Origin of the sequence: Streptomyces inhibens (assembly GCF_003389455.1) — a bacterium.
Lineage (GTDB): Bacteria > Actinomycetota > Actinomycetes > Streptomycetales > Streptomycetaceae > Streptomyces > Streptomyces inhibens.
In genome coordinates, this window is sequence record NZ_QUAC01000170.1 from 1 (window position 1) to 12,036 (window position 12,036).

At 70.4% G+C, this 12,036-nt stretch carries 13 protein-coding genes and 1 pseudogene; 5 read left to right on the top strand and 9 right to left on the bottom strand.

The genetic code is table 11. From position 1 onward, the window contains the following. A partial coding sequence (locus DY245_RS21515) for an outer membrane protein assembly factor BamB family protein (RefSeq protein WP_147318357.1) occupies window positions 1-1,307 on the top strand: 1,307 nt, incomplete at its 5' end. 153 nt (window positions 1,308-1,460) lie between these two features. On the opposite strand, the gene DY245_RS21520 is transcribed toward DY245_RS21515, so the two are convergent. Beyond that, window positions 1,461-1,748, bottom strand: coding sequence for a hypothetical protein (locus DY245_RS21520; RefSeq protein WP_128508878.1), 288 nt, complete (start codon window positions 1,746-1,748; stop codon window positions 1,461-1,463). After that, a complete protein-coding gene (locus DY245_RS21525) occupies window positions 1,745-1,972 on the bottom strand; it encodes a hypothetical protein (RefSeq protein WP_128508879.1) in 228 nt (75 codons plus the stop codon). The genes DY245_RS21520 and DY245_RS21525 overlap by 4 nt, the downstream gene beginning before the upstream one ends. 169 nt (window positions 1,973-2,141) lie before the next feature. Between DY245_RS21525 and DY245_RS21530 the strand changes: the two genes are divergently transcribed. The 3 genes and pseudogenes from DY245_RS21530 to DY245_RS21535 form a co-directional block, all read left to right on the top strand. After that, window positions 2,142-2,984 carry a helix-turn-helix domain-containing protein gene (locus DY245_RS21530; protein ID WP_128508880.1) on the top strand — a complete coding sequence of 281 codons (843 nt, stop codon included), beginning with the start codon at window positions 2,142-2,144 and terminating at the stop codon, window positions 2,982-2,984. Further along, window positions 2,966-3,051: DUF397 domain-containing protein (locus tag DY245_RS44530; protein ID WP_181923800.1), on the top strand; the 86-nt coding region annotated here is incomplete at its 3' end. The genes DY245_RS21530 and DY245_RS44530, both read left to right, overlap by 19 nt. A gap of 1 nt (window position 3,052) precedes the next feature. Next, window positions 3,053-3,233, top strand: a pseudogene (locus DY245_RS21535) (DUF397 domain-containing protein); the annotation flags it as partial. A 116-nt stretch (window positions 3,234-3,349) separates the two neighbouring features. Here DY245_RS21535 and DY245_RS21540 read toward each other — a convergent pair. The 3 genes from DY245_RS21540 to DY245_RS21550 all read right to left on the bottom strand — a co-directional run bounded on the left by DY245_RS21540 (window position 3,350) and on the right by DY245_RS21550 (window position 6,696). Then, window positions 3,350-4,480 carry a serine hydrolase domain-containing protein gene (locus DY245_RS21540; protein WP_128508881.1) on the bottom strand — a complete coding sequence of 377 codons (1,131 nt, stop codon included), beginning with the start codon at window positions 4,478-4,480 and terminating at the stop codon, window positions 3,350-3,352. Between the two features lie 187 nt (window positions 4,481-4,667). Beyond that, window positions 4,668-5,909 carry a serine hydrolase domain-containing protein gene (locus tag DY245_RS21545; protein WP_128508882.1) on the bottom strand — a complete coding sequence of 414 codons (1,242 nt, stop codon included), beginning with the start codon at window positions 5,907-5,909 and terminating at the stop codon, window positions 4,668-4,670. 124 nt (window positions 5,910-6,033) lie between these two features. Continuing rightward, complete coding sequence (locus DY245_RS21550; RefSeq protein ID WP_128508883.1) at window positions 6,034-6,696, bottom strand: DUF4097 family beta strand repeat-containing protein; 663 nt, start codon at window positions 6,694-6,696, stop codon at window positions 6,034-6,036. Between the two features lie 263 nt (window positions 6,697-6,959). Between DY245_RS21550 and DY245_RS21555 the strand changes: the two genes are divergently transcribed. After that, window positions 6,960-7,694: a GbsR/MarR family transcriptional regulator gene (locus tag DY245_RS21555; protein WP_128508884.1), complete on the top strand. Its 735-nt coding sequence runs from the start codon at window positions 6,960-6,962 to the stop codon at window positions 7,692-7,694. A 163-nt stretch (window positions 7,695-7,857) separates the two neighbouring features. Here DY245_RS21555 and ilvD read toward each other — a convergent pair whose 3' ends face one another. The 4 genes from ilvD to DY245_RS21575 all read right to left on the bottom strand — a co-directional run. Further along, window positions 7,858-9,708 carry a dihydroxy-acid dehydratase gene (ilvD, locus tag DY245_RS21560; RefSeq protein WP_128508887.1) on the bottom strand — a complete coding sequence of 617 codons (1,851 nt, stop codon included), beginning with the start codon at window positions 9,706-9,708 and terminating at the stop codon, window positions 7,858-7,860. Between the two features lie 214 nt (window positions 9,709-9,922). Continuing rightward, window positions 9,923-10,519: a GyrI-like domain-containing protein gene (locus tag DY245_RS21565; protein ID WP_128508885.1), complete on the bottom strand. Its 597-nt coding sequence runs from the start codon at window positions 10,517-10,519 to the stop codon at window positions 9,923-9,925. Then, a complete protein-coding gene (locus tag DY245_RS21570) occupies window positions 10,516-11,313 on the bottom strand; it encodes a MerR family transcriptional regulator (RefSeq protein ID WP_128508886.1) in 798 nt (265 codons plus the stop codon). Before DY245_RS21570 ends, DY245_RS21565 begins: the two co-directional genes overlap by 4 nt. 126 nt (window positions 11,314-11,439) lie before the next feature. After that, the coding region (locus DY245_RS21575) for a TetR/AcrR family transcriptional regulator (protein WP_147318358.1) at window positions 11,440-12,036 on the bottom strand (597 nt) is incomplete at its 5' end.

Sequence of the window (12,036 nt, forward strand, 5' to 3'; positions counted from 1 at the left end):
CGCCGTCGCGGGCCGAGACGACGCATGTGCGGGCGCCCGCGCCCGTCGAGAGCCCCGCCGGGCCCGCTCGCCCCGCCCGCCCGCGCTCCCGCCGCTGGCCACTCTGGGCCGCGCTCGCCCTGGTGGTGGCCGGAGCCGGGACGTTCGCCGGCGTCCGGGCGCTGTCCGGCGGGGAGGACGGTCAGGACCCTGCGCTGCAGACGCATCCGTCGCGCGCCGGTCAGGCCGACTTCCACCCCTGGCGCACCACGCTCCTCCAGCGTCCCAAGGGTTACGCCGCGGAGATGCCGTACTGCACCTCCGGCTCCGGCGCCGTCTTCTGCGGTCAGCCCGGCGTCCTTGCCGCCCGGCTCGATCCGGACAGCGGCCATGTGGCGTGGCGGCGTACGGGCGCTTCCGCCGGCAAGGACGCCTCGTCGCCGACCGCGCCGGTGCTGTCGGGCGGGCAGCTGTACGTCTTCTCCGCCGACGGCAAGCGGCTGATGGCGCTCGACCCGTCGGCCGACGGCAAGGGCGCCACCCGTTGGAGCAAGGACGTCTCCGGGTACGAGGGCGGGGCCCGGGTCGTCGGGGACCGCGTACTGCTGACGGCCGGGAACGGCACGGTCACCGCGCTGGACAGCGCGAGCCACCGGCAGCGGTGGCACAAGCGCTTCCCGGGCCATACGCTCCCGGCCTTCGCCACGTTCGGCGACGCGGGTACCGCCTATGCAGCCGAGGGCACCGCCGACGGGACGGGCACCCAGGTCACCGCCATCGATCCGGCCGATGGCTCGGTCCGCTGGTCCCGGCGGCTGCCCGGGGTACTCACCGTGGCCGGGACGGGGGCGTCCGGGGCGCTCTATCTGACCGCCGGCGACCCGGAGTTGTCGTACCGCACCACCGCCGTCGTCCGCTACGACCCGGCCACCGGGCACAGCCGGCGGCTGCCGCTGGCCGCGCCGTTGAACCAGGCGGCCGCGGTGGTGGGCGGTGAGACGGTGTATCTGCTGGCCGAGGGCGGTGCACTACAGGCCGTCGGCGAGCGGAAGTGGAGCACCGAGACATCGGTCAGCCGGGGCTCGGCTCCAGTGGTGAGCGGCGACCGGCTGTATTTCAGCGCGGCGGACGGGCGGCTGATCGCGGTCGACACCCGGTCCGGCGGGCTGCTCGGGCAGACCCCACCGCAGCTGGCGGCCGGCCGGCGCAACGGCTTTCTGCAGATGCTGCCGGCTCCGCGGGCGGACGGCCCCCGGGGCCGGATCTATGCGGCCGCCCCGAACGGGACGGTCTTCGCCGCGGCGACCGAAGACCCGGCAGGCTGGTGACGGCCGGACCCGCCGCCCTCGTGGCAGGGGCAGGCGCAGCCTTCGCGCCGCACTCCAGGGACCGTCGTGGTCTCGATGGTGCCCTTGTCGCACTTCGCGTGCTCCCCGATGTGACACGCCGGGGAGATGTACGTGGGCTGTCGGGCGGGCAACTCAGGCCACCCCCGAGCGGACCCAACGGGGTGCTGCCGTCGCCCGGTACCGCGGGTTGTCCGGGCGCGTACGGGACCGGCTGAGCACGTAGGGGCGTACGGAGTTCGGCGTGTCCACGAACGGCCGGTGCTCGGCTGCGTCGTGGGCGTAGCGGCTCTTGTGCCGCGGCAGCGGAGTGCGAGGGGGACGGGGGCCCGGGGCGGGGGACGGTTGCGGCGTGGCGGCGGCGCGGTGCTTCCCGTATGCGGGGAAGAGCAGCGCGAGGAGCCGCATGAGCGGCGCAATCACCGGGCCGCCCTGTTGAGCGCCGCGATGAGCCGGTGCGTCGTCTCAAGGTTGCAGCGCCCCAACTCGACCAGGGGGCGCGGCTGTGCGTAGCTGTACGACACCGGGTCCACACACAGCGACGGCAGCACGATGCCCATCCGCTTGAGCGCCGCGGCCAGCTCGTCGCAGGCTGCTTCGACCTCTGCCCTCGTGTCGGCCGCCGTCGGTCGTTCGTCCGTCGTCATGGGTGCCGCTCCGATCTGCCGTTTCCCTGTCTGGAGGACCGGAGCGCAACTACCGTGTGTGTTCCGGCCATTACGAGAATGGACCCGGAAACGGGCGCGAACGCCGCTTGCGGGCCGTACTTCGCCGCCCCGCACCGTTAGTTCCACACCTTCCACGGAGGAGGGCGCCATGCCGCCGAGACGAGCGGTCACCGGACGGAGTCAGGAGCCGCGCCAACGATTCGTGGAAGAGCTGCGATTACTGCGCTCGCAGAAGGGCGACAGCCTGCGGCAGCTGGGCGAGGTGCTGGGCTGGGACTGGTCCCTGTTCGGCAAGATGGAGAGCGGGCAGACACTGGGCAGCCCGGAGGTGGTGCAGGCGCTGGACCAGCATTACGGGACGCCTGGGCTGCTGCTGACGCTTTGGGAGTTGGCACTTGCCGACCCCAGCCAGTTCCGTGAGCAGTACCGGCGCTACATGGTGCTGGAATCCGAATCGGTGAGCCTCTGGCACTACGCCGTGGGCGTCCTGCCTGGCCTGCTCCAGACGGAGGGGTACGCACGCGAAGTGCTTGCGGCGGGCGGCATGAAGGGTGCGGAGCTGACACGGCACGTCGAAGCGCGCATAGGGCGACGCAAGTTGTTGGCGAATGACGATCCGCCGCAGTTCCGCACCATCCTGTCCGAGGTGGTACTCCGTAGGCCGATGCTCGATGCACAGGCGTGGCGAGAGCAGCTGGAACACCTGGCCGAGGCCGCCGAGTGGCCGAACATGACGCTTCAGGTGCTGTCTCACGGGCCCGGGTTGCATGCCTTGGCAAGTACGGACGTGATGTTTCTGCGCCTGCTGGACGGGCGCACCGTGGCCTACACCGAGAGCGCCCTGCACGGCGAACTGGTTGAGGAAACAGGCCCGGTTGAGCGTCTGCAACGCGCGTACGATGCTGTTCGTGACCTCGCGTTGTCCCCGGCCGAGTCGCGGAAGTTCATCGGGCAGATGTTGGAGGAAGTGCCGTGCGAACCATCGACCTGAGCACCGTCACCTGGCGCAAGTCCAGCTACAGCAACTCCGACGGCGGCCAGTGCATCGAGGTCTCCGANGCGCAAGTCCAGCTACAGCAACTCCGACGGCGGCCAGTGCATCGAGGTCTCCGACGACTTCCCCGCCCTCGTCCCCGTACGCGACAGCAAGGACCCCCATGGCCCGGCCCTCCTCTTCGGAGCCTCGGCCTGGTCGGCCTTCGTCAGCGCCGTACAGGGCGGGCAACTGCGCGGCGTCTGACGCCCCGCGCCCCGAGAAGCAGGCCCCCGTCGTCCGCGACGGGGGCCTCAGCCAAAGGCTGTGAGGGGGTGAGCGAGCCGGCTTGGCCCGTGCGGGTCCGCGCCGCTCGATCCTGGCTACTGAGCCGGTTCGGCTGCGTCGGCCGACCCGGCCTGCCCGCCGCCGAACACCTCCTTGACGAGCCTTTGCGTCGCCTTCTGGAACGCCTCGGCCAGGGACATTGCGGCGTCGTCGACATAGTTCAGCGCGGCGGTCAGGGTCTTGCTGCCGTCGGGCGTGCTGTACATCAGTGCCGCGTGGCCCGCCATGCCGCCGTTGTGGGTGATGACGGTGCCGCCGTTTTCGCCCGCGTCCTGCACGAACACCCCCAGGCCGTAGCCGACCTTGGGATGCGGCGTGCACATCTCGGCCAGCAGCGGGGCCGGCAGAAGCTTGCCGCCCATCAGTGCGGAGATGAACGTGTGGAGGTCCTGGGTGGTCGAGATCATGTCTCCACCGGTGGAGATCCAGGAGGGGTTCTGGCGGGTGACGTCGACGGTCTTCTGCCGGCCGGCGTCCTCGTAGCGGTAGTAGGCGTGGGTGTGCGGCTCGGGGATCTCCGGACTGGTCTCCGGCACCACGGTGTCCGACAGCCCGAGCGGCTCCAGGATCAGCCGCTGCATCTCCTCGGCGAGCGAGCGGCCGGTGACCTTCTCGATCAGCAGCCTGGCCAGCACGTAGTTGGTGTTGGAGTAGCTCCAGTCCGTCCCCGGCTCGAACCGCGCCGGTTTGGCCAACGCCAGGCGTACCAGCTCTTCCGGCCGGTAGGTCTTGAACCGGTTGTCCACCCACTCCTGGCCCGCGGTCGTGGCGGGGATCCCCGGCGCGAACGTCCCGTCGTCGTAGTACTCGCCGGTGAAGTTGAACACCCCGCTGGTGTGCTGGAGCAGCATCCGCACCGTGATCTTCCGGTCCGGCTCGAACTCGGGCAGGTAGTCGGCCACCGGGGCGTCCAGCCCGATCGTGCCCTCGGCCACCAGTTGCAGCACCACGGTCGCGGTGAAGGTCTTGGTGTTGCTGCCTATCCGGACGTGCCCGTTCGTCGGCGGCTTCGCGGTCTCGCCCAGCTTGGCCACCCCGGCGCTGCCGACCCACTCGCCCCGCTCGTCGTGCACGCGCATCGTCACCCCGGTGAAGCCGGACTCGACCATCTCCTCGATGGCCTTCTGCAGCTCCGGGCGGTCCTGGTCGGTAAGGGCGATGGACATGACTGTGCTCCTTTGGATCTGTGGTGATGGGATGTGATTGAGCGGATGGAGGGTGCGGTCCTGCTGATCCGGCCTTGGCGAACGGGGCCCGGCCGAACCTTGTGGGCACGTCGACGGTTCGGCGTCAGGGGCCTGGCTGTCGGGTGTCGTGGGTCAAGGGCCGGCGCACGGGGGCGTGGGCTCGGTGTCAGTCGTCGATGGCCTGGTAGAGCGTGGTCCAGAAGTCGTGCATAAGCCGCACCGGATCCGGGACGGACGCCCCGACCTGGGTGAGCAGGATTCCGGTGAGCTGGTTGTCCGGGTCGGCGTAGGTCGAGGTGCCGCTTCCGCCGTCCCAGCCGAACTGGCCGATGGGCGCGTAGTCGCCGCGGCAGGTGCGCACCGCCATCCCGAAGCCCCAGCCGCCGTGCTGCCCTTGGCCGAAGGACACATGGACGTTGTCACGGGCCATGGTGGTGCGGGCGGCGTTCTGCTCAGGTGTGAGGCGATGGGTGGTCATCAGCTCGACGGCGGGCCGGGACAGGATCCGTTCGCCCTCGTGCATCCCGCCATTGAGCAGCATCCGGAAGTAGGCGTGGTAGTCGTCGGCGGTGGAGACCAGCCCGCCGCCGCCACCCGGAAACGCCGGAGGCGTGCTCCACCGTCCCCCCTCGGCCTCGTCCCACACGGTGAACTCACCGGTCTGCGGGTCGGGGGCGTAGAGGGCCGGCAGCCGGTCGATCTTGTCGGCGGGCACGTGGAAACCGGTGTCCTTCATGCCCAGGGGGTCGAAGATGCGTTCGCGCAGGAACGTCTCGAACGACTGGCCCGTGACCCTCGCGACAAGCACGCCGAGTAGATCGTTGCTGATGTGGTACTGCCAGCGCTCTCCGGGCTGGTGCATCAGCGGAAGCGCGCCAAGGCGGCGCATCCATTCATCCGGCTCGGGCATCGGCTCCGGCAGATTGGGCGTGAGCCCCTGCTCGAAGATCGCGCCCATGATCGGAGTGCCCATCACCGTCATATCCATGCCGAGCCCGAACGTGGAGGTCAGCACGTCCCGTACGGTGATCGGCCGGTGCGCCGGCACGGTGTCGTCCAGCGGGCCGTCGACCCGCTTGAGCACCTGGCGGTCGGCGAGCTCGGGCAGCCACTCCTGTACCGGGTCGTCCAGGCGCAGTCGGCACTCGTCCAGCAGGACCATCGCCGCCGCCATCGTGACCGGCTTGGACGTCGAGGCCATCCGGAAGATCGTGTCCCGGCGCATCGGCGCGCCACCGTCATGGCGCATCGTCCCGACCGCCTCGACGTGCGTCTCACCGCCCCGGCTGACCAGGGCGACGAGTCCGGGAATCTTGCCGGACTCCACATGCCGTGCCAGCACGTCGCGGATTCTGCGCAGCCCAGTTTCGGAGAAGCTGCTGTGCTGGCCAGTGAGGTTGAGGGACATGGCTGGGTGCTCCTTGTGGGTTGCGTGGGTGAGTGGTTGGCCCGATGGCCGGGTTGGTGTTGAGGGGTGCTCCTTTGGAGGGACCAGGTCAGACGAAGGGAGCCGGTCAGACGAAGGGAGCCGGTCAGAGGCTGCGGGCGGTGATGTCGCCGTGGGAGGTGGTGGCGCGGATGTCGAGATCGGCGGCGCCGTCGTTCTTGAGGGCGTTGCTGATGCGGCCGTGGCCGGTGCCGGCGTCCAGGGCGGCCGACACGCCGGCGGCGGCGCCGACCGTGATGTCGCCGGACTGGGTGCTGAGCACGACCGTGCCGCCCATGGCCTCGGCGATCCGGATGTCGCCCCGTGCGGTGCTGATCTCCGCGGCCCCGCCCAGCCGGCCGACCTCGACGTCGCCGTCGACCGCGGTGAGACGGACGCTCGCGGCCTCGTCCAGCTTGATCCGGCTGTACGCGCCTTCGAAAGCGACGTCGCCGAGGCGGCCGACGGTCCGGAGTTCGGCGCTGGCCGCCTTGGCCTCGACCTGGGAACCGGCGGGCAGCTTGACCGTCACCTCGATGGATCCGGAGGGGCCGAAGTACTGGTTCTTCGCCGCATGCTCGATCCGCAGGATTCCGTCGGCGTATTCGACCGTGGTCTCCTCCGCCGCCTTCACGTCGCGGCCCTTCGAGGCGTTCGCGGGCAGGACCTCGACCGTGGTGTCGGCCCGGTCCGCGGCGATGAACTGGACGCGTCCCGCGGGGATGCCCAGGACGGCGGAGATCGGGGCGGGGGTGTCGAACTTCTGCATCGTGCTCTCCTTTGCGCCTTGCGGCTGCTGGTTTCCGAACGATGGAAAAGCTACGTTGCTTTCCATTTCTACGCAACGAGATCTTTGCTCGAAAGCAGCATTTATGCAGGTCAAGGCGCAATAATCGTTGCAACGCCCTCTCGCTTAACGCAACGCTGGAGTAGCCGGCCGTTGCAATGCACTGAAGATGAACGCTATGGTGGAGGCGTCGAGGAACACCGAGCAGCGCCATGGAGCACCCGTGGGGCATGAAGGGGGTCGTCATGCCGGGAGGCAGGCTCACCCAGCAGGAGCGTCAGCAGATCGCGATGGGGCTGGCCGACGGCCTGGCCTACGCCGAGATCGCCCGCGGTCTCGACCGTCCGACCTCCACGATCACGCGGGAGGTGACGCGGAACGGCGGCCCCACCGGCTACCGCGCCGACCTGGCCCACCGCGCCACCCAGCAGCGCACCCACCGCCGCAAGCAGGCCGCGCCCCAGGGGTCGCAGGCGCTCCCGCAACCCTACGGACGCGACGCCGAGGCCGTGCGCGACTACCAGGAGGCCCTCACCACCGTCTTCATGACCTCAGGCCTGCCCAAGATGATGGCCCGGGTGCTGGGCTGCCTCTACGTCACCGACACCGGCAGCCTCACCGCCTCCGAACTCGCCCAGCGCCTCCAGGTCAGCCCGGCGTCCATCTCCAAAGCGATCACGTTCCTCGAGGGCCTGGACCTCGTCCGCCGGGAACGCGACGAGCGCCGCCGCGAGCGCTACGTCGTCGACGACGACCTCTGGTACCAGTCGATGATCCGCAGCGCCCGGGCCAACGACCAGTTCATCGAGACCGCACGGCAGGGCGTCGGCATCCTCGGCCACGGCACCCCGGCCGCCACCCGCCTCGAAAATTCCGCCCGCTTCCTCGACTTCGTCAGCGAAGGGCTCATCCGCGCCGCGGAGCAGGGCCGCGAGGTCCTCTACACCAGAACCGAAACGACCCCGGACGGCACTACCTGAGCCACCTTCAGATCGCGCGCAGGCAGCCTGGCGCCGCACGGATTCTCCGGTAACTCAAAGACCGGCCTGCTGAGTTGATCGCTCTCGGGGAGGCGGCGGGCAGGCCGGAAACGCAGCGGTGCGGCGCCCCTGGGGACGCCGCACCGCTGCCGTACCGAGCCGCTCAGCCCAGCAGGCTCACATCGCGCACCGCGCCCTTGTCCGCGCTGGTTGCCATCGCCGCGTACGCGCGCAGGGCCTGCGAGACCTTGCGCTCGCGCTGCTTGGGCGCGTAGACGCCGCCGAGGGCCTCGCGGCGGGCGGCCAACTCCTCGTCGTTCACGAGGAGTTCGATGGAGCGGTTGGGGATGTCGATGCGGATCCGGTCGCCGTCCTCGACGAGGGCGATGGTGCCGCCGGACGCCGCCTCGGGTGAGGCGTGGCCGATGGAGAGGCCGGACGTGCCGCCGGAGAAGCGGCCGTCGGTGACCAGTGCGCAGGCCTTGCCCAGGCCGCGGCCCTTGAGGAAGGACGTCGGGTAGAGCATCTCCTGCATGCCGGGGCCGCCCTTGGGGCCCTCGTAGCGGATGACGACGACGTCGCCTTCCTTGACCTGCTTGGTGAGGATCTTGTCGACGGCCTCTTCCTGGGATTCGCAGACCACGGCCGGGCCCTCGAAGGTCCAGATGGACTCGTCGACGCCCGCGGTCTTCACGACGCAGCCGTCCTCGGCGATGTTGCCCTTGAGGACCGCGAGGCCGCCGTCCTTGGAGTAGGCGTGCTCGACGGAGCGGATACAGCCGCCCTCGGCGTCCACGTCGAGCGACTCCCAGCGCTCGGACTGCGAGAAGGCGGTGGCCGAGCGCTTGCAGCCGGGGGCCGCGTGCCACAGCTCGACGGCCTCGGCGGACGGTGAACCGCCGCGCACGTCCCAGGTCTTGAGGTGCTCCGCGAGCGAGGTGGAGTGGACGGAGTGCACGTCCTCGTTGAGCAGTCCGCCACGGTAGAGCTCACCGAGGATGGCGGGGATTCCGCCGGCGCGGTGCACGTCCTCCATGTAGTACGTGCCGCCGGGGGCCACGTTCGGGGCGACCTTGGCCAGGCAGGGGACCCGGCGCGAGACAGCGTCCATGTCCGGGAGGCCGTAGTCGAGCTCGGCCTCCTGGGCGGCGGCGAGCAGATGCAGGATGGTGTTGGTGGAGCCGCCCATCGCGATGTCGAGCGCCATGGCGTTCTCGAAGGCGGCGTGGGTGGCGATGTTGCGCGGCAGGACGGACTCGTCGCCGTCCTCGTAGTAGCGCTTGGTGATCTCCACGACCGTACGGCCGGCGTTCTCGTACAGCGCGCGGCGGGCGGTGTGGGTGGCGAGCACCGAGCCGTTGCCCGGCAGGGACAGGCCGATGGCCTCGGTGAGGCAGTTCATCGAGTTGGCGGTGAACATGCCGGAACAGGAACCGCAGGTGGGACAGGCGTTCTCCTCGATGCGGAGGACGTCCTCGTCGGAGACGTTGTCGTTGACGGAGTCGACGATGGCGTTGATCAGGTCCAGCTTGCGGACCGTGCCGTCCACGAGGGTGGCCTGGCCGGCCTCCATCGGGCCGCCGGAGACGAAGACCACCGGGATGTTCAGCCGCATCGCGGCCATCAGCATGCCCGGGGTGATCTTGTCGCAGTTGGAGATGCAGATCAGCGCGTCGGCGCAGTGCGCCTCGACCATGTACTCGACCGAGTCCGCGATCAGGTCGCGGGAGGGGAGCGAGTACAGCATGCCGCCGTGGCCCATGGCGATGCCGTCGTCGACGGCGATGGTGTTGAACTCACGCGGGACGGCGCCGGCGTCCCGGATGGCGTCGGAGACGATCCGGCCGACCGGGGCGAGGTGGGTGTGCCCGGGCACGAACTCGGTGAAGGAGTTGGCCACCGCGATGATCGGCTTGCCGATGTCCTCGCTCGCTACACCCGAGGCCCGCATAAGGGCGCGGGCGCCCGCCATGTTGCGGCCATGGGTAACGGTGCGAGACCTCAGATCGGGCACGATGGTCACTCCCTCGGGGTACGTACGTACGACCGCCGGCCACGGTAGGTGAACCTGCCACGTACCGGGTGGCGTCATAGAGCAGCTGAAGCCGAGATTACGCTCTTGATCCAAGATCCGGACACTGACGCCGGAATGTGAGATGGCTGACCGGAGTACGGACAGCACCGGCAGCGGCGGTACCGGACAGCGTCGGTACCGGGAATCGCGGCCGTCACGTGGGGCGGACAGGCTGCCGCAGGATGGTGCGCATCTTCGCCGGATCGCTCTCGCGCACGTCGGAGAGGTAGATCTCATGGTGCAGACCGGCGCGCACCAGGCTCAGCTCCGTCATGTACGCGTCCATGCGCGCCAGAGAGGCGGGCTCGTCGGCGTAGGCGCCGTGGTGGGTCATCTGTACGCACCGGCCCTCGGTGAAGGTGACCAGCTGCACCCGGTCGACCGCGGCGCCCGACGGCCGGGCGGCCTCGCGTGCCCGGTCGGCCAGGGCCGGGTCCAGGTCGTCGGGCAGGCGCAGGAACAAGTGCCAGTGCCACTGCGCGCGCGGCACGTCCAGCGGCGGACGCGGGTCCTCGACCCACCAGCGCCCTTCCAGCGGCGCCGCATGGGGCACCGGCAGCGCGCCCTCGACGACATACAGGGCCTGGGCGCAGACGCCGTACTCGCCGCCGTCCGGTGCGCCCTGCCCGGTCACGCCCAGGCCGCGGACCGGACCGAATTCCGCCAGTTCGGGCTCGTCGGCGGCGGTGTACCAGGGGTGCGCGGCGTCGTTGACGGTGTCGTTAGCGGTCTCGTTCACGGTCTCGTTCACGGTGTCTCCTCCAAGGGGATCAGCAGCTCGGTGAGCAGCCGGTCGGGTGGCGTGGTGGCGGGATCGTTGAGATAGAGCTCCCGGAAGGGCCCGGTGAGGCGGTGGCCGCGCTCGGCGCACCAGGCCAGCAGGGCATGGGCGGTCAACGCGATGTGGCCATAGGGGCCGGTATGGGTCGCGCAGGCGAACAGACCACCGGGCAGCAGATCCCCGGTGGCCCCCGCCGGTACGGGACGTCCGTCGGGCAGCGCGGCGGCGATGGTGACGGGGATGTGCCCGTCCAGTTCGACGGGGAACAGCCCGGTCAGCCGGACGGCCCGGTCGTGCTCCAGCAGGGGCAGCAGCCCGGCCACGCACCCCCCGGTGACCCGGCCGATGTCCTGCGGCGAATGCGCCGTGTCCCGGAGCACGGCCACCCGCTGGGGTTCCTCGTGCCGGAGGGTGACCTCGGCGGTGGGCAGCCCCTGTGCCAGCACCTGCTCCAGTGCGGCCAGGGTCTGGCGGCGCCGGGCCAGCTCGTCGTCGAGCCGGTCGCGTACCTCGGCCAGGACACGGGCGGCGTCCCGCCCGCGGAGCACCTCCCCGATGGCGGCCAGCGGCACATCCAGCGAGCGCAGCAGGCCGATGGACAAGGCGTCCCGCGCCTGGTCCGCGCGGTAGGAGCGGTATCCGGTGCCGGGGTCCACCCGGGCGGGCGGCAGCAGGCCGAGGTCGGCGTAGTGGCGCAGTTGTTTGACGCTGAGCCGCGCCAGACGGGCGAACTGGCCGATGGACAGGAGGCGTTCGTCGTTCACGGGGCCAGCATGGTGTCTCCGTCAGGGGGAGAGTCCAGCCCGTGGGAGAGTCCAGTCAGTGGGAGGGTCCGGCCGGTGGGAGAGTCCAGCCGGTGGGAGAGTCCGGCCCGCCCACGTCCCGGGGTTTCAGGCCTGGGTCAGATACCGCTGAAGCGTCGGCGCCACCATCGCGACGATCTCCTCCAGATCCGCGGACGCCATCGGCTCCATCTTGATGACGTAACGGAGCATGGCGATCCCGATCAGATGGCTCGCGGCCAGCTGGGCCCGGAACTCCGGGTCGGGTACGTGCAGTTCGCCCGCCACCCGCTGGAGCAGGCGGCGCTCGACCAGGCCGCGCAGTACGGCCGCCGCGGTCTCGTTGGTCAGCGCCGAGCGCATGATCGCCAGTAGCGGCTGGCGGCTGACCGGGTTCTCCCAGACGCCGAACATGAAGCGGGCCATCCGCTCGCCCGCCCCGGCCTCGCCGCCGCCCGCGATCGCGTCCGGCATGGTCAGCGCGGGCGCGAAGGACAGCTCGATGGCCGCCGCGAAGACCTGCTCCTTGGTGCCGAAGTAGTGGTGCACCAGGGCCGCGTCCACCCCGGCCGCCTTGGCGATACCGCGTACCGAGGTCTTGTCGTAGCCGCGCTCGGCGAATTCCGTACGGGCCGCGGCGAGGATCCGCTCGCGGGCGCCGGGCCCTTCGGCGGCCTCGGCGCGGGCCGGGCGGCCGCGGCGCCG

Excerpts from the sequence above, each read along its gene's own strand:
- DY245_RS21525 (WP_128508879.1), bottom strand. The coding sequence starts at position 1,972 with ATGACGACGGACGAACGACCGACGGCGGCCGACACGAGGGCAGAGGTC.
- DY245_RS21530 (WP_128508880.1), top strand. The coding sequence starts at position 2,142 with ATGCCGCCGAGACGAGCGGTCACCGGACGGAGTCAGGAGCCGCGCCAA.
- DY245_RS21540 (WP_128508881.1), bottom strand. The coding sequence starts at position 4,480 with ATGTCCATCGCCCTTACCGACCAGGACCGCCCGGAGCTGCAGAAGGCC.
- DY245_RS21545 (WP_128508882.1), bottom strand. The coding sequence starts at position 5,909 with ATGTCCCTCAACCTCACTGGCCAGCACAGCAGCTTCTCCGAAACTGGG.
- DY245_RS21550 (WP_128508883.1), bottom strand. The coding sequence starts at position 6,696 with ATGCAGAAGTTCGACACCCCCGCCCCGATCTCCGCCGTCCTGGGCATC.
- DY245_RS21555 (WP_128508884.1), top strand. The coding sequence starts at position 6,960 with ATGCCGGGAGGCAGGCTCACCCAGCAGGAGCGTCAGCAGATCGCGATG.